This window comes from Sediminicola sp. 1XM1-17, assembly GCF_037203765.1.
Taxonomy (GTDB): domain Bacteria; phylum Bacteroidota; class Bacteroidia; order Flavobacteriales; family Flavobacteriaceae; genus Sediminicola.
The window spans coordinates 63,670-87,476 of sequence record NZ_JBBCAS010000002.1 but is presented as its reverse complement, the minus strand read 5'-3'; the positions used below and the strand labels follow the sequence as shown (position 1 = coordinate 87,476).

Annotated in this window: 18 protein-coding genes; 10 read left to right on the top strand and 8 right to left on the bottom strand. The window is 41.8% G+C overall.

Going from position 1 to position 23,807, the window contains the following annotated elements:
* Positions 1–13 precede the first annotated feature (13 nt).
* Entirely contained in the window at positions 14–865 is an 852-nt protein-coding gene (locus WAA86_RS03355; RefSeq protein ID WP_337299563.1) for an OmpA family protein, read from the top strand.
* Between the two features lie 95 nt (positions 866–960).
* Here the strand turns inward: WAA86_RS03355 and WAA86_RS03350 are convergent, their stop codons facing one another.
* Both WAA86_RS03350 and WAA86_RS03345 read right to left on the bottom strand, forming a co-directional pair.
* Positions 961–1,581, bottom strand: coding sequence for an L-threonylcarbamoyladenylate synthase (locus WAA86_RS03350; protein ID WP_062053905.1), 621 nt, complete (start codon positions 1,579–1,581; stop codon positions 961–963).
* 16 nt (positions 1,582–1,597) lie between these two features.
* Entirely contained in the window at positions 1,598–3,922 is a 2,325-nt protein-coding gene (locus WAA86_RS03345; protein ID WP_337299562.1) for an ATP-dependent helicase, read from the bottom strand.
* 137 nt (positions 3,923–4,059) lie between these two features.
* Between WAA86_RS03345 and WAA86_RS03340 the strand changes: the two genes are divergently transcribed.
* The 4 genes from WAA86_RS03340 (at position 4,060) to WAA86_RS03325 (ending at position 7,496) form a co-directional block, all read left to right on the top strand.
* On the top strand, positions 4,060–4,605 hold the full coding sequence (locus WAA86_RS03340) for a DsrE family protein (protein ID WP_337299561.1): 546 nt from the start codon (positions 4,060–4,062) through the stop codon (positions 4,603–4,605).
* Positions 4,606–4,616: 11 nt separating this feature from the next.
* Complete coding sequence (locus WAA86_RS03335; RefSeq protein WP_337299560.1) at positions 4,617–5,900, top strand: amidohydrolase; 1,284 nt, start codon at positions 4,617–4,619, stop codon at positions 5,898–5,900.
* A gap of 64 nt (positions 5,901–5,964) precedes the next feature.
* Positions 5,965–6,741, top strand: a complete 777-nt coding sequence (locus WAA86_RS03330) for a hypothetical protein (RefSeq protein WP_337299559.1) — start codon at positions 5,965–5,967, stop codon at positions 6,739–6,741.
* Positions 6,742–6,977: 236 nt separating this feature from the next.
* Positions 6,978–7,496 (top strand): DUF7935 family protein, encoded by a 519-nt coding sequence (locus WAA86_RS03325; protein WP_337299558.1) that lies wholly within the window; start codon positions 6,978–6,980, stop codon positions 7,494–7,496.
* Between the two features lie 3 nt (positions 7,497–7,499).
* Here WAA86_RS03325 and WAA86_RS03320 read toward each other — a convergent pair whose 3' ends face one another.
* Genes WAA86_RS03320 through WAA86_RS03310 form a run of 3 tightly spaced genes read right to left on the bottom strand, consistent with a single transcriptional unit; the run spans position 7,500 to position 11,381 of the window.
* The gene (locus WAA86_RS03320) at positions 7,500–8,399 is read right to left on the bottom strand and encodes a patatin-like phospholipase family protein (protein ID WP_337299557.1); all 900 of its coding nucleotides are present in this window, start codon (positions 8,397–8,399) and stop codon (positions 7,500–7,502) included.
* Positions 8,396–9,301 carry a patatin-like phospholipase family protein gene (locus WAA86_RS03315; protein ID WP_337299556.1) on the bottom strand — a complete coding sequence of 302 codons (906 nt, stop codon included), beginning with the start codon at positions 9,299–9,301 and terminating at the stop codon, positions 8,396–8,398. Before WAA86_RS03315 ends, WAA86_RS03320 begins: the two co-directional genes overlap by 4 nt.
* Before the next feature lies 1 nt (position 9,302).
* Entirely contained in the window at positions 9,303–11,381 is a 2,079-nt protein-coding gene (locus WAA86_RS03310) for a M1 family aminopeptidase (RefSeq protein WP_337299555.1), read from the bottom strand.
* 82 nt (positions 11,382–11,463) lie between these two features.
* Here WAA86_RS03310 and recG point away from each other — a divergent pair, with 82 nt between their 5' ends.
* Positions 11,464–13,569 (top strand): ATP-dependent DNA helicase RecG, encoded by a 2,106-nt coding sequence (gene recG, locus WAA86_RS03305; RefSeq protein ID WP_337299554.1) that lies wholly within the window; start codon positions 11,464–11,466, stop codon positions 13,567–13,569.
* On the opposite strand, the gene WAA86_RS03300 is transcribed toward recG, so the two are convergent.
* Entirely contained in the window at positions 13,562–14,725 is a 1,164-nt protein-coding gene (locus WAA86_RS03300) for a hypothetical protein (protein WP_337299553.1), read from the bottom strand. The genes recG and WAA86_RS03300 overlap by 8 nt on opposite strands.
* A gap of 198 nt (positions 14,726–14,923) precedes the next feature.
* On the opposite strand from WAA86_RS03300, the gene leuC reads away from it, so the two are divergent.
* The 4 genes from leuC to leuB all read left to right on the top strand — a co-directional run bounded on the left by leuC (position 14,924) and on the right by leuB (position 19,697).
* Positions 14,924–16,342: a 3-isopropylmalate dehydratase large subunit gene (gene leuC, locus WAA86_RS03295; RefSeq protein WP_337299552.1), complete on the top strand. Its 1,419-nt coding sequence runs from the start codon at positions 14,924–14,926 to the stop codon at positions 16,340–16,342.
* Positions 16,343–16,389: 47 nt separating this feature from the next.
* Positions 16,390–16,986 (top strand): 3-isopropylmalate dehydratase small subunit, encoded by a 597-nt coding sequence (gene leuD / locus WAA86_RS03290; RefSeq protein WP_337299551.1) that lies wholly within the window; start codon positions 16,390–16,392, stop codon positions 16,984–16,986.
* 93 nt (positions 16,987–17,079) lie between these two features.
* Positions 17,080–18,597, top strand: coding sequence for an alpha-isopropylmalate synthase regulatory domain-containing protein (locus WAA86_RS03285; protein ID WP_337299550.1), 1,518 nt, complete (start codon positions 17,080–17,082; stop codon positions 18,595–18,597).
* Positions 18,598–18,641: 44 nt separating this feature from the next.
* The gene (gene leuB / locus WAA86_RS03280; RefSeq protein ID WP_337299549.1) at positions 18,642–19,697 is read left to right on the top strand and encodes a 3-isopropylmalate dehydrogenase; all 1,056 of its coding nucleotides are present in this window, start codon (positions 18,642–18,644) and stop codon (positions 19,695–19,697) included.
* A gap of 106 nt (positions 19,698–19,803) precedes the next feature.
* Here leuB and WAA86_RS03275 read toward each other — a convergent pair whose 3' ends face one another.
* Both WAA86_RS03275 and WAA86_RS03270 read right to left on the bottom strand, forming a co-directional pair.
* Positions 19,804–21,009, bottom strand: coding sequence for an MFS transporter (locus WAA86_RS03275; protein ID WP_337299548.1), 1,206 nt, complete (start codon positions 21,007–21,009; stop codon positions 19,804–19,806).
* Positions 21,010–21,347: 338 nt separating this feature from the next.
* Positions 21,348–23,798 (bottom strand): alpha-L-rhamnosidase-related protein, encoded by a 2,451-nt coding sequence (locus WAA86_RS03270; RefSeq protein ID WP_337299547.1) that lies wholly within the window; start codon positions 23,796–23,798, stop codon positions 21,348–21,350.
* Between the last annotated feature and the right edge of the window lie 9 nt (positions 23,799–23,807).

Here is a 23,807-nt window from a genome sequence, read left to right as displayed (position 1 = left end):
CAAAACAAACATTATGAAAAAAATACTAGTAGGTTGTTTAGGGGTAGCGTTATTGTTATCTTCATGTGTTTCTCAAAAGAAATACTCCGATTTAGAAGCAAAGCAGAAAGAAACTCAAGATTTATTAAACTCTGCTACCGTTAAATTAAACGGATGTTTAGAGGAAAAAGCTTCTGCAACTTCAAGAATGAAGACTTTGGAAGACCAAAATGCATTCCTTAAAGCAAACAACCAGGATTTGATCAACAACATGGGTAACCTAACTACATTAACTAGCAAAGGTGCCGATAACTTAGAGAAATCTTTGGAAAGCTTAAAAGAAAAAGACCTTACCATTAGAAAATTGAACGACGCTATTACTAGAAGAGATTCTGTAAACTTGGCATTGGTACAAAGTTTAAAAGGTGTTCTTGGCAACTTGGATGATGAGGATATCGAAATCAGTGTTGAAAAAGGTGTTGTTTTTGTTTCTATTTCTGACAAATTATTGTTCAGCAGTGGTAGCTACAACGTAACTAGCAGAGCTAAAGAAGTTTTGGGTAAAGTTGCTAAAGTAGTAAACAACAAGCCAGATTTCGAATTTATGGTTGAAGGTCACACTGATACAGTGCCTTACAGCAGTGGAGTTCTTTTGGACAACTGGGATCTAAGTGTTAAGAGAGCAACAGCTGTTGTTCGTATCTTGCAAAAAGATTTTGGAGTTAATCCAGCTCGTATGACTGCAGCAGGTAGAGGTGAGTATGTACCAGTATCCTCTACTGATAAAGCTAAAAACAGAAGAACAAGAATTGTAGTTCTTCCTAAAATTGACCAATTCTACAGCATGATCGAAGAAGGAATGAAAGATCCTAAGATCAACAAATAAGAATTGTTTTAATACAATTAAAAAGCCGCAACTTTTAGTTGCGGCTTTTTTTATGCCTTTAAATCATCACATAAACAAGTGTTTGCTATTGAAGTTTAGAGAATATCCAAGCTTCCCTTGCCTTCCCTGATTACTTGGGGCTCACCGTCGGACAGGTCTATAATAGTGGAGGCAACATTATCCCCATAACCACCATCAATAACAATATCTACCAGATTATCCCATTTTTCCAAAATCAGTTCTGGATCTGTGGTATATTCCAAAAGCTCATCCTCATCTCGTATAGAAGTAGATACAATGGGATTACCCAGTGCCTCGACCAAAGCCTTGGCTATGGAATTATCCGGCACTCTTATACCTACAGTTTTCTTCTTTTTAAATTCCTTGGGAAGGTTGTTATTTCCCGGTAGAATGAAAGTATATGGCCCAGGAAGGGCCCTTTTTAATATTTTAAACGTAGCAGTATCAATTTGACGCACATAATCGGACAGGTTGCTAAGATCCGCACATATAAAGGAAAAATTGGCTTTGTCCAGCTTAATACCTTTAATTCTTGCTATCTTTTCTAGCGCTCTTGTGTTGGTTATGTCACAACCCAAACCATAAACCGTATCTGTTGGGTAAATGACCAAGCCTCCTTTTCTAAGAACGTCAACTACTTTCTTGATTTCTTTAGGGTTAGGATTTTCCGGATATATTTTTATAAATTCTGCCATTTTTCTACCTATTTTTTTAGGATAGGACCTCCAATTTAGCGAAACGGAGCAGAAGTTTCTTAATGTCCCCTTTATCAAACTTTATTTCTGCCTTCTTATCGTTGCCTATTCCTTCTATTTTTAAAACAGTCCCTCTTCCAAAACGAGTATGGTTCACCAAGGATCCTTCCGCCAAATTGGGATCTACCTCATTGGTATTTCCCACCGGGGTAGCCAATTCTGGTTTCAATTTACGTAATTTTCTAAGCTGATTCTCATTGGGCTTATGACTTGTGGGTGGTGTCCCCGACTGTGGCTTCACCTGTCTGAGTTTGCTCTTGTCCACGTCCCCAAAAATATCTGTATTGATAAAGGACTTATAGCGATAGTTATCTACCGGAGTCAAGTTCTCAATATATTGTTCATCTATCTCCTCCAAAAACCTACTGGGTTCCGCATCGACGAGTTTACCCCATCTATACCTGCTCTGGGTATAGGTCAGGTACGCTTGCTTCTCGGCCCGAGTCAGGGCCACATAGAACAATCTGCGTTCTTCCTCCAGTTCACTTCTGGTATTCATACTCATGGCCGAAGGAAAAAGATCCTCTTCCATCCCTACTATATACACGAAAGGGAACTCCAGACCTTTGGCCATATGCACGGTCATCAGTGCTACCCTATCCTCATCTGCGGTATCCTTGTCCAGATCTGTGGCAAGGGCAACATCCTCCATAAATTCGGACAGGTTTCCCGTGGCATCGGCAATTTCTTTTTGTCCTTCCACAAAATCCTTCATTCCATTGAGCAATTCCTCAATGTTCTCCATTTTGGCAATACCCTCTGGCGTACCATCCTTTTTAAACTCCAACAACAATCCGGTCTTTTTGGAAACATGTTCCGCAATGGCAAAGGCGTCATAGGACTCATTGGTGATCTGAAAACTCTTGATCATCGTTACAAAATCCTCCAATTTTCGTTTGGTACCCGAATTGATCTTGAGATCTATTTTATCTAGGTTTTCCATTACCTCAAAAATGGAGCGCCCATAATGGTTTGCAGCCACCAACAACTTGTCCATCGTACTCTGCCCAATTCCCCTTGCCGGGAAATTGATAACACGTTTTAGGGCTTCTTCATCTTTTGGATTTAGGACCAAGCGCAGATAACTGAGTACATCTTTGATCTCCTTGCGCTGATAGAATGATAGTCCACCATAAATCCTGTAGGGAATATCACGCTTCCGCAGTCCGTCCTCTATGGAACGAGATTGGGAGTTGGTCCTGTAGAGTACGGCAAAACTGCCATTGAGCAGTTGTTCCTGCATCCGGTGTTCAAAAATGGATTCGGCAACAAACCTTCCTTCTTCTGCATCGGTGGTACTTCTGTGCAATTTAATTGGTGGTCCATCATCATTGGCCGTCCACACTACTTTTTCAAGTTGCTTGGTATTTTTGGCAATGATGGAATTGGCTGCATTCACAATATTCTTGGTAGAACGATAATTCTGTTCCAAGCGATACATGGCTACATTCTCGTAATCCTTTTGGAAATTGAGGATGTTATTGATATTGGCCCCTCGGAACGAATAGATACTCTGAGCATCATCACCTACCACACAAATATTCTGGAAGCGATCGGAAAGGGCCTTGACAATCAAATATTGTGAGTGGTTCGTATCCTGGTACTCATCCACCAATATATATTTAAACCTGTTCTGATACTTCATCAAAACCTCTGGGAATCTGCTGAGCAATTCATTGGTTTTCAACAGAAGGTCATCAAAATCCATAGCACCTGCCTTAAAACAACGATCTACGTAATTCTTGTAGATTTCCCCTGTCCTGGGACGTTTTGCCATGGCATCGGCCTCTACGAGCTCAGGGTTGTTGAAATAGGCTTTGACGGTTATAAGACTGTTCTTATAGGAAGATATCCTATTCTGTATCTGCTTGTATTTATAAATATCCTTGTCCAACCCCATTTCTTTAATAATGGAGGCGATGAGACGTTGGGAGTCTTGAGTGTCATAAATGGTAAAATTGCTCGGGTACCCCAATTTATCGGCTTCAAATCGCAAAAGCTTGGCAAAAACAGAATGGAAGGTTCCCATCCACAGATTTTTCGCTTCGGAACTACCAACAATTTCGGCAATACGCTTCTTCATTTCCCGTGCCGCCTTATTTGTAAATGTCAGGGCGAGAATATTGAAGGAATCAACCCCTTGGTCCATCAAATAAGCAATTCGGTAGGTCAGTACCCTTGTTTTTCCTGAACCGGCACCAGCAATTACCATTAATGCACCATCCTTGTGCAGAACTGGCGCTTTTTGAGCCTCATTCAGAACTTTTAAATATTTTTCCAATGTGTTTTGGTTTAAATCCTAAGGAACTGTGAAATTAACCATAAATAACTTTATCCTAAAATCATACTTTAATTATTATGAACATTAACAGGGTGTCTTCTGATTTTTAAATATATTTAGCGTTTTAACTTCCTGCCATGAGAATATTTACAGCTACTTTATTCATTTTTTTCCTTTTAATACTATCCAATACCGTGTTTGCCCAGTCCAAAAATGCGGGACCCATCATAGAAGGGTTCGGCAAGGTCTTTCGGGTGGATAATCCCGAGTTTAAACTTGATACTCAAAAGGAGTTCAAGGTGGTTTTTGATGTGACCAGTAGCTCCGAAGAAATGGGGGAACTTAATCTCTCCATAGAAACGGCTGCCCGGTTTTTGAATATGCATGCCCAGAGCGGAATACCAAAAAAGCAGTTAAAAGTGGCCATGGTGGTACACAGTAAGGCCGGGAAAGACCTTTTGAACAATACCGCCTATCAAAAGCGATACCAAGTAGACAACCCTAATTACCAATTGATAGAGGCATTGTTGAAGGCCGATGTACAGATAATTATGTGCGGCCAGTCCGCTGCATCAAGAGGTTTCGAGAGAACAGAACTGATCCCTGGGGTACAGATCTCCCTTTCGGCCATGACAGCTCTGATCCAGCTCGATGGAGAAGGGTATACCATTTTAAAATTATAATTTAACACCATATGAAAAACAAAGCATTTTTAGGACTTATACTTCTCGGGGGAATTGCTACTGCGCAAGGACCTAGTTTGGACGCACAGTACAAGTCCGTTGAAAACAAAGTCATTGAATGGAGAAGGGATTTCCATAAAAATCCAGAATTATCGAACCGTGAGTACAAAACGGCCGAGAAAATTGCGGCGCACCTCAAATCCTTGGGCATCCAAGTTCAGACTGGGGTAGCCAAAACCGGAGTTGTGGGTATCCTCAAAGGAAATCTCCCTGGCAAAGTGGTGGCACTGCGGGCAGATATTGACGCCCTACCAGTGGTTGAGCGTAACGACCTTCCCTACAAATCCACGGTAACCACCGAATTTTTGGGAGAAAAAGTAGGTGTCATGCATGCGTGTGGCCACGACACGCATACCGCTATATTAATGGGGGTTGCCGAGGTTCTTTCCAAAAACAAGGACCAGATTCGCGGTACGGTGAAGTTCATTTTTCAACCTGCTGAAGAAGGTGCTCCTCCGGGTGAGGAAGGTGGTGCTTCCTTGATGATCAAGGAAGGGGTTATGGAAAATCCTAAAGTAGATGCCATATTCGGGCTACATATAAATTCGGCCACTCCGGTAGGTACTATTCGCTATAAAGCGGGTGGAACTATGGCTGCGGCCCAGCGTTTTGTAATCAATGTAAAAGGAAAACAGAGCCACGGTTCTCAGCCATGGTCCGGGGTAGATCCGATCGTGATCAGTGCAAAAATTATTGATGGACTGCAGACCATTATCAGTAGGGAAGCTGAACTGACCAATGAGGCTGCTGTAATAACGGTGGGTAAGATCAATAGTGGGGTACGCTTTAATATTATTCCCGAAAGTGCCGAAATGATCGGTACCATCCGTACGTTGGATTATGACATGCAGGCCTTGATCAATAGGCGCATGAAAGAAATGGTTCCTGCCTTGGCAAAAGCCTATGGAGGTGATGCTACCATTGAAATTACCAATAGTACCGAAATTACCTATAACGACCCAGATTTGGTGGCCCAAATGCTTCCAACCATGCAAAAGGTGGCTGGAACCGATAATGTATTGTTACAAAAGGCCGTAACGGGAGCAGAGGATTTCTCCTATTTCCAAAAAGTAGTTCCCGGGTTTTATTTCTTTTTGGGGGGAATGACTCCTGGCAACAAAGATGCCTTCCCGCACCATACACCCGATTTTCTTATAGATGACAGTGGCTTGCTTTTGGGGGTTAAAACACTGACTCAGATGAGTTTGGACTATCTCGATGCCGCTGCAAAATAAAATTTTCAAAATTGGAAATAGGCGCTACTTTTGTGGCGCCTTATTTTTTTAAATGGATCTTGCAATGAATAAAGTTTACGCAACATTATTAATACTATTATCAACATCATTTGTCCTAACTGCGCAAAACAAAAAAGAGCTACAAGCAGAAATTGAAAGTCTGAAAGAAACCCTTTCCACTACACAAACGGCTTTATCAGAATCCAAGAAAAGGGAAAATATCAGTCTGGCCAGGGCTGAGTCTTTCGAAGCACAGCTAGAGGATCTGAAGGTCACCAATGCCCAGTTATTGAAGAACATGAGTACTTTTATGGAGGCCTCTACCCAAAAAACGGACAATATTGGTCGCGCTCTGGAAAGCCTCAGGGAAAAAGAAGCTAAATTAAAGACCATCAACGAAACCTTGAATGCCAATGATTCTACGGCCTTGCTGTTATTGACCGATTTCAAAAAGTCTTTTGGAGAGGAAGCCGAAATAAAAGTAGAAAATGGCGCTGTGGCCATCAAGATGGATAAGGGTATCTTATTTGGGGCGAATGCCTCGAATGTTAAGATAGCAACCGATGCCACTCCCCTTCTTAAAAAATTGGCGACCGTCCTAAAAGCCCATAGATCCATGTTCATTACCGTGGAAGGGAATTCCACTAACGGGACAGGATTGGACATGGCAACAAGACGTGCAGGTGCCCTTGTGGATTATTTATCCAAGACCCATCAGATCGTACCGGAAAGAATCAGGGCCGTGGGCAAAATTAGTTCTGGAGAGGCTCTTCTGGTAAAAGTCCATCCCAACTTTGATGCCTTTTACCTGATGGTCCGCAGTGATATGAAACAACATTAGTACTTTGGCAGCCTTAAAGTAAAAGTTGAACTACTGCTGGGTTTCATCAATGTTTTATAGCCTACCTTATTGGCATCCATACCAAACATGGGTGAAAATATTGGGTAATGTGATCGTAAAATTTTGCTTAATATTCACCTGCTCAAAAAGAGAAAGTGATATACTAATTCGGATAATACGCCGTTCTTTAACTGAAACTAAAATTTCCCGATTGTATCGGGCCAAAATAACCAACTATGACCGGAGACCAAATTTATCAGATGTTTGCCTATTTATTGCCTGCAGTAGTTACTGGGGCCGTTGCATTTTACTTTTTTAGATTGCATACAAAAAATGAGGAAGGCCGCAGACGGTATTTGTTGCACAAGGATTCCCAAAAAAACACATTACCCATCCGTTTACAGGCCTATGAGCGCATGGCCCTATTTTTGGAACGTATTTCCATCCCAAGCCTGGTGGTTAGGGTAAAGCCGCTATCCGCGAACAAAATGGATTACGAAAATCTATTGATCAAGAATATAGAAAACGAATTTGAGCATAACCTATCCCAACAAATCTACCTTACCGACGAGTGTTGGAGCGTGATAAAAGCGTCCAAAAATGCAACCATCAAGGCCATCAGAAGCGCTGCGATGAGCCAAGCGGAAACTGCGGACAAGCTTAGGGAGGATATCCTGAACGAGACCATGGACAAGCAGTCACCATCAGCTACTGCTCTGGCATACGTAAAAAAGGAAATAAGCGAACTCTGGTAGGGATTACTTATCCCTATTGGCATCATAAGCCTTATTTTGGGCATATTCAAAGCCCTGCAACCACCACTGTTTCATCAACTTTTTGTTGAAGACCAAGGAATTTTCGGTAAGCTTTGTGGGGGTATAGTAAAGGTTCAGCTCTACCCCATTATGCTTGGCGGCAAGTATCCCTTCGGAAATATCGTGAAATTCTATTTGGTCCAGCACAAAGCCATAGATACTCAACATTAAGGAAAAGGGGTTTTTGCCCAACACCTTATTGTGTTCCATTTTCTCCGATTCCAAAATTACGGCATCCACCACCTTGGCTCCCCGTCGGATTGCCTCCTGAATGGGCACAACACAACCCAATCCCCCATCGCCATATTCAAAACCATCTTTTTTGGCAAGGGACATAAAGGGAATATAATTACAGGATATCCAAATCCATTCACAAAATTCCTCATAGGAAAAATCCCTGATCGACTTATATTCTACCCTATTTTTGGAAAGATTGGATACGGTGACCACCACATCCTTATGGGTTTTTAAAATAAACTTGTACTCCTCAAACGTAAAGTTTCTCTTTATGGTCCTTTTTAGGGCCTTACTTTCCCCAAAGGTCCTTTTACCTTTGATGAATTGAAGAAATGTCGTAAAAAAGTTGATGGACACATATTTCCTGTCTCCCTTTTTGCGTACGATAAACGGATTTAAACTAAAAATGGAAAGTGAATTTACATTCGTATAGATATCATACAATTTTCCCACGTTGTTCGTAGCCAAATGTGGTATCAAAAGACCTCCGGTAGAGGTGCCCACAAAAATATCGTACTGTCGTTTTTCAACCTCCATAAGATATTGTGCCACTCCGCCAGCAAAGGCCCCTTTGCTTCCTCCACCGCTTATTACTAATGCTCTCATTGAGGTTCTATCGGATTTAATTCTGAATTCTTGTGTTTTGCAAAGTTGTACCCGCTTTCCCACCAGGCAGTCATCCTTTCCTTATTAAAGATCAAGGAATTGGTGGTAAGCACGGTAGGTGTATAATAAAAATTGATAATAGCATCGTTATGTTTCGCCACGTACTTTCCTATACGAATGTTCTGATGCTCGATACGATCCAACATAAATGCAAACATACTCGTAAGCAATGAAAATACGTTCTTGGAAGGCATTCTGTTTAAATGGGTAATCTCCGTTTGTAGTATGATGGCATCTACAACGGTAGCGCCCCGTTTAATGGCCTCTTCTATGGGCACCATACTTCCCAAACCTCCATCGGCATACTCGCACCCATTCTTTTTTACCAAGGTCATAAATGGCGTATAATTACACGAAATCCATATCCATTCACAAAATTCATCGTATGTAAAATCCTTGATGGACTTATATTCTACCTGATTGAGCGACAGGTTGGACACCGTGATAACAATATCCTTCGGACCGCCCTGCAGGGCTTCAAACTCTTGAACCGTAATGGTGTTTCGTATCAGGTCCAAAAGATGGTGACTTTCTCCAAAGGTCTTACTGCCCTTAAAAAAGTTCTTCATAACATTGACATGGTTGATTCCAATGTTCTCAATGCCGTACTTTTTCTTGATGACAAAGGGACAATTACTAAAAATGTTATCCTGGCTAACGTTGGTATAAACCTCCTTTATTTTTTCAATCTTTTGAAGTGCCAGATGAGAAATGAGCAAACTTCCTGTAGAGGTCCCCAAAAAGAGATCGTAATTGTGTTTTTGCTCTTGCATAAGGTATTGGGCAACACCACCCGCAAAAGCTCCCTTACTTCCACCGCCAGAAATTACCATTGCCCTCATACTAGGTTGTTTTGTTGTTTATATAACGCAATTGTTCCTGATTTAGTTTTCCCTTTAGACCATTGATGCGCTTTTTGTAATCATCACGTGCTATCAATTGATCCAATAAATCCCTGGCAAACTTTTTAAATTGCCACGAATGGTGGAAACAGGCATTCAACAAATCCATAAGATTCTGGTCAGACAAACCTACGGTATCGGCAAGATATTGAAATGCACTTTGGCGTACCTCCATGGGGAAATTGGTTGCCGTATATCCGCTTAGTTCGGTATAAAAAATGGATTTATTTTCTGGCTGGTAATCTTTGGTGATCAAGGCTAACGTCAGCCACAACAATCGAATGTTTTTATTGGGCAGCCCTATGCAACCACTGGTTTTATCCAAATACACCGCCCTATCTTCCGGAAAATAGACCCATAATTTGTAAAGGGCGTTCTCTAAGGTCACATAACTGTCATCATTTAAAAGGGCTTCGAAATCCGATTTTAATGACAGTGGTATTTTAGGAATATTTACCGCCATAGCCTGCCTAACCTTTAAACTTCCCTCATTCAGGATTTGTTTTGAAAAGGCTTCGGAAAGGGAGGAATGGTAATTTTCAATTATGGCTATTTTGAGAAAATCTGACTGAGTTCCGTTCCAATACCTGGAAATGATCTCTTCTGTATGACCTTTGGTGGTCATCAATTCTCGCTCCAACTCATAAAATTCCATAATGGACGACGAATGTTCCTTTAATTTCTCCATAGCCATATCAAAATGAAAATCTGTACTTCTGAGCCATTCGTTCTCATATTTGGAAAGATCCATTCCACTGGTACCTTCCATAGATCCGATAAATTTTGGAAGGGTCACATTTTGAAATTTATAATTCTCGAGGTAATCCATGATACCTTTTTTGTAGGCCTCCTCCCCCATCAGCTCTTGCAAAATAAACAACGCCCAAGCTCCTTTTTCATAAAATGTAAGACTTGAGGCTTTGGGATTGTCCAATGCCTCCCCACTGCTTTCACTGGAGAGTTCATGTATAAGTTTGGCCGTTTTGAACAACTTCCAATAAAAATGATCATCCCCAAAAATTTGTTTTTCCGCCAGATACGCATAATAGGTGGCAAATCCTTCCTGAAGCCAATGATGGGAAGCATCCTCCTCGGTTACAAGGTTCCCAAACCATTGGTGCGCCAATTCATGGGCATTGATATTCACATAGTTCTTATCCACAAAAGCTATGGAATCTACCATGTAGGCATCTGAAAAAATAGTGGTCCCCGTATTTTCCATTCCCGCATAAAGAAAGTCCCTTACAGGCATTTGTTTATAATTCTGCCATGGATAGGGAACACCTATTTCGGCTTCCAGAAAATCAAAAATTTTCCCGCTGTCCCTGTAGGTCGGTTCATACAGAAGACTGTCCGCGGGATAATAGTACATCTGCAAGGGAATTCCAGAACTAGATTCCTCTTCTTGCATTTGGTATTTGCCAATGGCGAAAACCACCAGGTAGCTGCTCATAGGGGCGTCCATATCATAACTCCATGTTTTTGACCCTTGCGATATTGCCGTGCTTTTGAGTTTTCCATTGGCCATGACTTGATACTGTTTATCAAAGGTTATCTGCAGATCAAATTCTACCTTCTCTGTCATGTCATCAAAACTAGGTAGCCAATGACTCGTATATTTACCCTGCCCTTGGGTCCATACCTGCGGATTGTTTTCATTTTGGTCCCATCCTATAAAATAGACCGCTTGTTTTGGCTTCACCCTGTAGGACAGCATCAATGTGTTGGTACTATTTTTTCCGAGTTTTTTGAGTATTGTGATTTTACTTCCATCGTTAGTGAATCTCACATTTTTATCATTCAAAACGACTTTGGAAAAATCCATGTCCTTGGCATCCAAAAAAAAAGACGATACCTTTTCCAGTGTTTCAAAGGTATAGACCACGGTCCCTTCAAGCTGTTTTAAAGTAGGATCAATGGACAGGGAAACATGGGCGTGGGTGAAATCTACCTTATCTTGTCGCTGGGCGAAGGAGATCTGGAAGAAGCAAAGAAGAATACTAAAAAAAAGTTTCTGCATAAAAGGCTCATTGTCAAAACCTGTACCAAAATAAGAAATTTGGTTTGTTGCAGGTGTATGGAGTATCCACTATTTTAGACGCATGAATTCCATTTCCCTTCAAACACCTATCGTTTACCTTAAAGGAGTGGGTCCAAATAGGGCCGAAACACTCCAATCGGAGTTGGGAATACATACCTACCAAGATCTCATCAACCTGTTTCCCAACAGGTATATAGACAAAACCCAGTATTATAAGATTAACGAATTGCAACGGAACAGTGCCGATGTGCAGGTCGTGGGAAAGATTGTCCATTTAAAATCCGTGGAACAGAAAAAAGGAAAACGCCTGGTAGCGACTTTTGTTGATGAAACCGGACAAATGGAACTTGTATGGTTCCGAGGACAAAAGTGGATACGCGAAAATATTAAGCTGAACATACCTTATGTGGTCTTTGGAAGGACCAATTTTTTTAACGGCACCTTTTCCATGCCCCATCCTGACATGGAACTACAATCGGATCATGAAAAAGGAATTCAGATTGCCATGCAGCCCATTTATCCCTCCACGGAGAAACTGAGCAACAAAGGCATTTCCAATAAGGTCATCAATAAGCTGATGCAGCAATTGTTTATAGAAACCAAGGGGCATTTCAGGGAAACCTTATCCGAACCATTGCTTAAGGAGTTGCACCTGTTACCCAAGAGTAAGGCCATGTTCAACATACATTTCCCAAAGAGCACGGAACTGTTGGCCAAAGCCCAATTCCGCTTGAAGTTTGAGGAACTCTTTTATGTGCAACTTCAGTTGATTTCTAAAAAACTACTTCGAAAACAGAAGATCAAAGGCTATAATTTTGACAAGGTGGGCACCATATTCAATGAATTTTACAACAACCACCTCCCTTTTGAGCTTACCAATGCCCAAAAAAGGGTCATCAAGGAAATCAGGACCGATCTGGGCAGCAATGCCCAAATGAACCGCTTGTTACAGGGCGATGTTGGCTCGGGAAAAACCATTGTGGCCCTAATGACCATGTTGCTGGCCATTGACAATGGATTTCAGGCTTGCCTGATGGCCCCTACCGAAATCTTGGCCAATCAACATTTCAATGGTATCAAAGAACTGTTGAAAGGAGTAGGAATTGAGATAGCCCTATTGACAGGTTCTGTAAAAAAGTCGGCCCGAAAGGTAATCCATGAGCAATTGGAAAGCGGGGAACTACATATTTTGGTCGGGACCCATGCACTGCTGGAAGATAAGGTGCAGTTTAAAAATTTGGGTCTAGCCATTATTGATGAGCAACACCGTTTTGGGGTAGCCCAACGGTCCAAATTATGGCATAAAAACGAAATGCCTCCCCATATCCTGGTCATGACCGCCACACCTATTCCCAGAACCTTGGCCATGAGCCTTTATGGGGATCTGGATATTTCTGTGATCGATGAACTTCCTCCAGGAAGGAAACCCATAAAAACGGTGCATCGGTATGACGCCAATAGGTTAAAAGTCTTTGCTTTTATCAGGGAAGAAATCAAGAAAGGCAGACAAGTCTATATTGTTTATCCTTTGATACAGGAATCTGAAGCCTTGGACTACAAGGACCTCATGGATGGATATGCCAGCATTTCGAGGGACTTCCCCCTGCCCGACTATCAAATTTCGATTGTTCACGGGCAGCTTAAAGCAGAGGACAAAGATTACGAAATGGAACGCTTTGTTGCCGGAAAAACCCAGATCATGGTGGCCACCACGGTAATTGAGGTGGGCGTGAATGTTCCCAATGCCTCCGTGATGATCATTGAAAGTGCAGAGCGCTTTGGATTATCGCAATTACACCAATTGAGAGGCAGGGTTGGGCGTGGTGCGGACCAGAGTTTTTGCATCCTGATGACGGGCCATAAGCTATCGGCAGAGGCAAAGACCAGATTGGAGACCATGGTAAGTACCAATGACGGATTTGAAATCGCAGAAGTGGATCTTAAACTTAGGGGGCCAGGAGATTTAATGGGCACCCAACAAAGTGGGGTACTGAATTTAAAGATTGCGGACATTGTAATAGACAATGATATTCTAAAGGCAGCCAGATACCACGTCCTGCAATTACTAAAAGAAGACCCTTCCCTCCAAAAGGATGAAAACCATGTGATACGGTATACCTATGCACAGCTCATAAAGCACAAGAATATTTGGAATTACATTAGTTGATTATCTGAAAAGGCGCTATTGGTATTTTCTGTTTGCTTAAAACGTTGCCCTCAAAATCAACTGTAAAAACTCCATGTGACTTGTGTGGAACGGCCAGATTATTGGACGCGCCCAATAAATAAACCTTATTTCTATAATCTAAGCTATAGCTCTGTACGATTGGCCGCCATGGATGTTCGTCTTCTTCAAATTGCGTAATTTCATTAAAAATATCAATCCATTGCACCTCCCCGGTCTTTAAATCATAAATTATGGGATAAATTGCCCCTGTTCCTGGTTGAGGGCCAATGGTGGATGCATAATATTTGTCATCAATTATGACCTGGGAATTTGTAAAGCCCGTATAGCTATTATATAAATACGTGGTTTCTCCTTGTATACTCAATTCCTCCATCGACTGGGAATTGTAATCGTATTTATAGTTAAATTCCCTTCCAAACAGATAACAATTCCCCTTATCGTCTCCAACCAAATTATAAGTGTCCTTTTTAAAATCCGATCGCCTATCCATTATTTTCAAATTATCCAGATCGAAGGCCATAAAAAATTCTTCGGTATTGGCATCATAACTATATCGGTTCCAATGGAGATAAACTTTATTTCCTACCAGTGCCGTTTTCACACCATAGAATCCATCATCAAACTTCCCAAAGCCAATAGTTGATTCTTCGTTGGTCTTTAAATTCAAAAGTTTCATCTTATACTCAACCGTCCCATCGGTTGCATTGTAGGTATCATCTTCTTTATAAAAAAAATATATAACCTCATTATGATGCCAATAAGTCCATTGAGAGGTATTGATATAAGGCATCGAAATTTTGAATAATTTACTGGTATTGAAGTCTTTGTAGTGAAATATATTTTCATTGTTTCTAACATATTCCCTTAGTGTAATACCTTTCTTATCAGCAAAATAACCAGCGTATAATCTTTCGGAGATTCCAAGTTCGGAAAAAAGGTCAATAGAGCCATTGGGATTATATTTGTTACGATGATTATCGTATTGATATACGTTTCTGAGAAAATTACCATTGGCATCATACCCTTTTCCAATAATTTTAATATTAGAACTAGCGGCGACTGCCCTATCTTCGATCGAATCTCGATCACAAGCGGAAAAAAATAAGACTAGAACTAATAGAGAAATATTTTTCATAGGGAAATATTATAGTAAAAACAGCACTGTTGGTCCATCTTACCAAACATATGGGATGATAAATTCAAATATAAGTATAACTAATTTTCTACACCTAAATTTTAACAACTTACTCGTTGAACATCGTAATTTGGAATTTTGTTTCTATGGCAAAAATCCTTGTTTTAATAAATTTGTCCACTTAGATTAACAATGATTATGAGCCAAGCAAAAACGCTATTTGATAAAGTATGGGATTCCCATGTAGTACGAAAGATTGAAAATGGTCCGGATGTATTGTTCATTGACCGTCATATGATCCATGAAGTTACAAGTCCAGTGGCTTTTTTGGGTTTAAAAAGTAGAGGTATCGGCGTAAAACATCCAGAGCGCACCTTTGCTACAGCAGACCATAACACACCCACCATCAACCAACACTTGCCTGTTGCAGATCCACTTTCTGCGAACCAGTTGAAGGCTTTGGAAGAAAACTCCAAAGAGCACGGCATAAGTTATTGGGGCTTGGGTCATGAGAAAAACGGTATTGTTCACGTGGTGGGTCCGGAATACGGAATTACCCAACCGGGTGCCACTATAGTTTGTGGCGATTCACATACCTCTACCCATGGGGCTTTTGGTGCCATTGCTTTTGGTATCGGAACATCAGAAGTGGAAATGGTATTGGCGACCCAATGCATAATGCAGAGCAAGCCCAAAAGCATGCGTATCAATATAAAAGGTGATCTAAATTTTGGGGTAACTCCAAAGGATGTGGCCCTATATATCATCTCCCAATTGACCACCTCCGGTGCTACAGGATACTTTGTTGAATACGCTGGAGATGTCTTTAAGAACATGAGTATGGAGGGCCGTATGACCGTCTGTAATCTTAGTATAGAAATGGGAGCCCGTGGAGGAATGATCGCCCCTGATGAAAAAACAATAGCCTATGTCAAAGGTCGTGAGTTTACACCCAAAGGTGAGGCTTGGGACAAGGCTATGGCATATTGGAAAACATTGAAAACCGATGAGGGGGCAACTTATGACAAAGAGGTCACTTTTAACGGTTCCGATATTGAACCGATGATCACCTATGGTACCAATCCAGGAATGGGCATCGGTATTTCCAGAGATATTCCTAATGCTGAAGCGGTGGAAGGTGGCGTTGCCACGTACAAAAAATCCTTGCAGTATATGGCTTTTGGGGAAGGGGAATCTATGATAGGAAAACCTATAGATTTTGTCTTTTTGGGCAGTTGTACCAACGGTAGGATCGAAGATTTCAGGGCCTTTGCCTCTATAGTCAAAGGAAGACAAAAAGCACCAAATGTTACTGCTTGGTTGGTTCCGGGATCACATAAGGTAGAATCGGCCATAAAGGAAGAGGGTATATTGGATATCCTGACCGAAGCCGGATTTGAACTTCGTGAACCAGGATGCTCGGCATGTTTGGCCATGAACGATGACAAGGTTCCTGCAGGGAAATACGCCGTGAGTACCTCTAACCGAAATTTTGAAGGAAGACAAGGACCAGGTTCCAGAACACTATTGGCAAGTCCGTTGGTAGCCGCTGCAGCCGCTGTAACCGGTAAGGTGACCGATCCAAGGGTATTAATGGAAAAAGTAGAGACCGTCTAATCCAACACAAAAAATAGGGCCACTTCGGTCAATAAAAAAATACACAAATGGCATACGATAAATTCGAAATATTAAGAAGTAGCGCGGTACCATTGCCTATAGAAAATGTGGATACCGATCAAATCATCCCTGCCCGGTTCTTAAAGGCAACGGAACGTGTTGGTTTTGGGGACAATCTTTTTCGCGATTGGAGATATTATCCGGATGGCTCCCCAAAAGAGGATTTTGTACTGAACCAGTCAAGGTACAGTGGAAAAATCCTTGTTGGTGGTAAAAATTTCGGTTCTGGTTCTTCCAGGGAACATGCCGCTTGGTCCGTATATGATTATGGTTTCCGCTGCGTGGTATCGAGCTTTTTTGCGGATATCTTTAGGAACAATTGCTTGAACGTAGGAGTCCTACCCGTACAGGTAAGTCCAGCTTTCTTGGAGAAAATATTTGCCGCTATTGATAGCGATCCAAAAGCCCAATTGGAAATCAATTTAAAGGAGCAGACCATTACTATTTTAAACACTGGGGAACAGGAATCTTTTGACATCAATGTGTATAAGAAAGAAAACATGTTGAACGGTTTTGATGATATAGATTACCTATTGAACATGAAGGAAGAAATCACCGAATTTTCACAAGACCTGCCTTTGTAATTCACACCCAAGAAACAAAAAGAACAGGCCCAATCAAGAAGCATCTAAATTTTTTGATTGGGTTTTTGACAACATATTTTGAGCACTTGTTAGATGAAGAAAAGAAAGATTGAAATAATGGATACCACCTTGAGGGATGGGGAGCAGACTTCAGGGGTTTCTTTTTCGGTCTCTGAAAAGCTTACTTTGGCCAAACTTTTATTGGAGGAACTCAAGGTCGATAGGATTGAAGTTGCCTCTGCCAGAGTTTCGGAAGGTGAATTGCAATCGGTGCAGCAAATCACCCAATGGGCCAGTAGTAAGGATGTTTTGAACCGTGTGGAGGTCCTTACCTTTGTAGACAACGGTGTTTCCTTAAATTGGATGCAGACCGCGGGCGCCAAGGTACAGAATTTGTTGACCAAGGGATCTTTGAACCATCTGACCCACCAACTCAAAAAATCTCCTGAGCAGCATTTTGCCGAGATTGGAGAAACCATTGCCAAGGCCAAGGAAGCTGGGATTGAAACCAATGTATATCTCGAGGATTGGAGCAATGGCATGCGAAACTCCCCAGAATACGTTTTTCAATATTTGGAATTTTTGTCGACACAACCGGTAAAAAGAATCATGTTGCCCGATACCTTAGGGGTATTGACCCATTATGAAACCTATAGTTTTATTTCCCAGATCGTTCAAAAATATCGAGGATTACATTTTGATTTTCATGGACACAACGATTATGACCTTAGTGTTGCCAATGTCATGGAAGCCATCAAAGCAGGCTGTCACGGGTTACACCTGACGGTCAATGGTATGGGAGAAAGGGCTGGCAATGCGCCAATGGCCAGTGTTGTGGCCGTTGTAAATGATTTTTTGCCGGAAATTGAGATATCCATCAAGGAACCTTCCCTTTTCAAGGTCAGCAAACTGGTATCTGCCTTTACCGGTTTTGGTATCCCAGCGAACAAACCTATTGTAGGGGACAATGTTTTTACACAGACCGCCGGTATCCATGCAGATGGGGACAGTAAAAAGAACCTGTATTTCAATGATCTCCTTCCCGAACGTTTTGGAAGAAAGCGCAAGTATGCCTTGGGAAAAACCTCGGGAAAAGCCAATATCCAAAAGAATTTACAGGAATTAGGGTTGACCTTGAACGATGAGGAACTCAAAAAAGTGACCCAAAGGATCATTGAACTTGGGGATAAAAAAGAAAGGGTGACCAAGGAGGATCTTCCTTACATCATTTCAGATGTTCTGGATAGCGGATCCCTGCAACAGAAAGTTTTTGTAAAATCATATGTGCTTACCCATTCCAAAGGATTGCAGCCCTCTACCTCCCTGGCCGTGGAAATCAATGGGGAATCCTTTGAGGAGCACGCCCAAGGAGACGGACAGTTCGATGCATTTATGAATGCCCTAAGAAAGGTATATCGTTCCAAGAAAATAAGCCTGCCCAATTTGGTGGATTATGCCGTTAGGATCCCTCCGGGAAGTAATTCAGATGCCCTTTGTGAGACCCTTATCACTTGGGAACACAACCATAAGGAATTCACGACCCGTGGATTGGATTCCGATCAAACGGTTTCGGCCATAAAGGCCACAGAAAAAATGTTGAATATCATATAATGACCTGTTACATCACAGGACATAAAAACCATAAATACAATCAAATGAAATTAAATATCGCCCTTTTAGCAGGAGATGGAATTGGACCAGAAGTAATAGATCAGGCCGTAAAAGTATGTAATGCCGTTGCCGACAAGTTTAAGCACGAAATCAATTGGACACCCGCACTAACCGGTGCTGCCGCTATAGATGCCGTTGGGGAACCTTATCCGGATGAGACCCATGAGATTTGTTTGGCAGCGGATGCCGTACTTTTTGGGGCCATAGGACACCCAAGGTTCGATAATGATCCTTCCGCTAAGGTACGACCGGAACAGGGGTTGCTTAAAATGCGCCAAAAATTGGGACTCTTCGCCAATGTAAGGCCTACTTTTACCTTTCCTTCCCTTATTGACAAATCGCCCTTAAAACGGGAGCGAATTGAAGGTACTGACTTGGTATTCCTTAGGGAGCTGACCAGTGGTATTTATTTTGGGGAAAGAGGACGGCTGGACAACGGCAATACCGCTTTTGACACCTGTACCTATAAAAGGCACGAAATTCAACGTCTTGCCAAAAAAGGGTTCGAATTGGCCATGACACGTTCCAAAAAACTTTGTTGTGTGGATAAGGCCAATGTATTGGAATCCTCACGCCTATGGAGGGAAACCGTACAAGCCATGGAAAAAGACTATCCAGAAGTCACCGTTTCCTATGAGTTTGTGGATGCGGTTGCCATGCGGTTGGTACAATGGCCCAACTCCTATGACGTATTGATCACTGAAAACTTGTTTGGTGATATCCTTACCGATGAGGCCTCCGTTATCTCAGGGTCCATGGGATTGATGCCATCGGCGTCTGTTGGTACCAAGGCAAAACTATACGAACCCATTCACGGATCATATCCCCAGGCAGCTGGAAAGGATATTGCCAATCCTTTGGCAACCGTATTGTCTGCCGCGATGATGTTTGAAGATTTCAACCTGACCGAGGAGGCACAGGCCATTAGGGACGTGGTGAACAAATCCCTAAACGAAGGTTATGTAACCGAAGATCTGGCTGAGGGAGGAAAATCATATAAAACCAGTGAAGTAGGTAATTGGTTGGCCAAAAACCTCTAATTTTTTTTTAGGGATTTATTCACCTTGTGCTCATTAAATAAAAAAATCCTCGTCATAAGCATATGTTGACGAGGATTTTTAGTTGATGTTGATTAGGTAGCTACACCTAATTATTGAAGGCAATCCTTCGTTTTTCTTCTTTGATACGTTTTTCCCTTTTGCTCCAAACAATGGCTATGGCAATCAATATTCCCGATCCGGCCAATGCAGCTCCCACATAACTTGCCGAAGTGAAACCATAGCCCATGGCTATTGGCAATCCGGCCAAATAAGCTCCCGAGGCATTCCCCATATTAAAGGCACTTTGGTTCATGGAAGAGCCCAACATTTCGGATCCTTTGGAAGATTTAATAATAGCCATCTGCAGGGGTGTGGCAACACTGAAAGCGATGATCCCTATAAAAAATGTGAGCACCAATATCGCGATTGGATTTTGGGCCACCAGGGTGTTAACGATCAAGACCGTTACCATTAGGGATAAACTGACTATAATAGCTTTCATCGGAGCCAATTTCTCTGTCAATTTTGCACCAAGGAAATTCCCTACAACCATACCCAAACCTGCAATGATCATGGCATAACCAACCATACTCTCAGGGTAACCGGATACTTTGGTGATCAAGGGTGCAATATAACTATACCAGGCAAAAAATCCGCCAGTACCGATCGTGGTCAACAGGATAAGGACCCAAAGCTCGGTTCGTTTAAAGACCTTCACATCCTTCTTAAAGCCTTTGGCGGAAGATTTGGATAGTGTCGGCATCCAAAAATATACGCTTAGCATGGCCAAAATACCAACCAAACCTACCAATAGAAAGGAAACGCTCCAATCGAAATGGTGACCAAAATATGTTCCAATGGGAACCCCAATGACATTGGCAATGGTCAGTCCGGCAAACATGGTGGCAATGGCAGACGCCGTTTTTCCCGGTTTGGCCAATTTCCCTGCTACCACTGCGCCAATTCCAAAAAATGCTCCGTGTGGTAATCCGGATAAAAACCTGGACACCAACAACATGGAATAACTATCTGAAAAGGCGGACAGGGTATTGAATACCGTAAACCATAACATTAAGCCCAATAACACCTTATGTGCGGGCCATTTGCCCCCAATACTGGTAAACAAGGGAGCACCCACTACCACCCCCAGGGCATAAGCGGCAATAAAATGACCGGCCTGAGGAATCGTAATATTCAAAGCGTTTGCTACATCGGGCAGAATTCCCATGATGACAAACTCTGTCATCCCGATACCGAAACCTCCAATCGCCAGTGCGATCAAGGCTTTTTTGTTTGATGTTTTTATATTCATATACTTTATTTCTAAGGTTAAAAAATCAAGGTCTCCTTAAATTTTATTTTAATAGGATATCCTCAATACTACATTTCAAAATTACAATCGTCCTTTTTTCTTCCCCTATGCATTCTTACCCAATTTATGTCAATTCATACCATTGATATCATCCATAAAAACCAATTAAATCCTAGCATTCTATGGTTATAATCTGATATTTCCCCCTATTTAAAAAATAGGTACGGCTCTTGCCACCTGAGTCATTGAGACCCTGGAAAAACCTTGTTAATCAAATAATTGGAACGGAAGTAACTGGAAGAACTTGAAGACAGTTAGACGGTTGTTTTCCAATGACCTTACTCTTGTTGTTGACTTTTTATGATTGCGACCAAAATATCAGTAGACGCTTGCTTTGTAGTGATTATATATGCGTCACTGCTTGATTTGACATCAGTTGGACTCGAAATTATCCTATGTTTTACGTTGTCCTTGTTCATAGGAAAAACTATATCGATGGTCCAATCCGTATTTTGTTGAACTACTTTAAGTGAAATATCACTTTTTGATTTTTCATAAAATATAGACAGTTTATTGTCCGCTATTACCACATCCTCCAAGGAAGCCTTATCCCATTCCTCCGGCATTTGAATGGCTATGGTCACTCTTCTTTCAGCCGCGTTTGGTTGGATACCGAAAAACTGTTGAACAATAGGAATGGCAAACCCATATATATTCCATGCTTGGGCAATCATCCCATAGTCCGGGGAAACCTCGTACATACTTCCCGGTAGTGCATAACTGAACGACCTGGACATTCTTTTCAGATAGTTCAGCGCCTTATCTGGATTCCCATAATTATTTTCTGCCACCGCCTGTACTCCAGTGGGCAAGGTCATTACAGCTCCTGTGTATGAGAACACCGTACTCCCCTTGAATGAACCTTCGTCTGTTCCTGCAGAATCATCCCTATCTATGCCGGTGACAAAAACCCCGAACGGATTCACATATTTTTCTGCAGTTTCCAAGGCCTTATCAGCTCTATGTTCATCGGCAATCTGCATTTCCATGGGCGTGTTGACCACCCAATTATGGTGGAGAACAAAAGGTCTCGGAGTTTCGGATGGATTTTGAACAATGGATTTTTTTGTTCTTTGAAGTTCTTCAACAGCCCAAGGTTTATTCAATGTATCTGCCCTAACGATTGCATCGTCGATAAGTCTCAACGCCTGCTGGTCCGTTCCTATAAAATCTGCATAAGAACCAAAAGTTTCCGACCAAAATTCTGCATTAATTTTTTCCTTAAGTAAAGTCGCCGTATCGCTATAGGATTTGGCCAGTGTTTGATCTCCGAGCTCTAGGGCGATTTTTGATGCATCTGAGAAGGCCCTTTGGGTATAGGCCGCTACATCGATCATTTCACTATCCATCCCATGTATTTCCATCATCCCAAATCCATCTGGAAAAAGATTTTTGTTCCCATCATTCTCTTCCATCAGCCATTGCAATCCCTTTTTTATCGTTGGAAAGTAGGCTTTTAAAAAATTGAGATCCCCATTCCATCGATACGTTTCCCAGATCATTGACGCGAACTGTGGCGTTTCATTGATATTGCCCTTGTTGAAAACAGCCCCATTCGTGGACATTTCATGTATAATCCTACCATTGCCGTTCACTACATTGGACATACTATCCAAAAGTTTGATGGTCTTTTCCACTACATCTGTCTGCCCTACGGCCATATAGCCCTTAAGGGCATATTCACTATCAACTCCAAACCACCAAGGATAATCTGGGATACCAGCCGCTATGCCCGTTCCAATTTCTGGTACGGTTCTAACCATCCAATCCGCATTGTATTTGAGCCATTGGAAGGTTTCCTGCAATTTTTTATCGGGGACGGTTAATTTAGAATTATTTGCCAACTGCTGATACCGCTGTTCCTTTTGAACTAAATCTTCTATTGAGTTTCCTTGGATATCTTTGAAGTTGTGTACAACAGCTTCTTTCGATTGATATGATCCAGCTATAGTAAAGGTTATGGCCCATTCCCCATTGGCAGCAATACGTACAGGGTAGGTAAGATTAGAGGCACTCCCTTTACCTGCATATCGGTTCTTGGTCCATTGGTGCCCCATGGGAGAACGATCTGCACCAAAGGCAACGTACCAAGGATTAAGGCTATCCTTCACCATCCAAATACCAAGACTATTGTCGTATCTGGCCTTGTCCTCTCCATCAACCATTGCAGTACGTTCACCCAACCATGTTGGACGAAGGTCAGAATATCCAGTATATTTAAATTTCAGCTCAACCGGTCTATTGGAGGTATTCTTCAATACGTATTGAATAACCACCCCTTCCTTATTGTCCGGAACGAACTGCCATCTTTGTACCGATAATTGTTTGTTGGGAATTGAAAAGACATGCCTATTGGCAAAGGGATAGTTCACAAAGGTATGGGCACTGTCCAGGGCATATTGCTCCTCCTCCCAGAGCAGTTCAGCATCAAATCCATCCATTAATTTGATTGGATGGTCCCAAATACCACCCATTTCTCCTTTTATATGCCACCCAATTTCTGGAAAGGTACCGTCCTGATGCCCTACCATATAAACGCGGTTACCGGCCGTAACGAAAGGCGAATTCAAATACTCCTTTTTACCTTCAATATGGGGGGTGCTGTTTAGGGCTTTTTCAAAATTCAATCCTACATTTTCTGTTTTACAACAGATCAATGTCAAAGCCAATACCAAACAGGCAGGCCAAGACCTTAGTTTTAATTTCTTGAATGCCCGCCTGTTCCCCATGCTTAAGAA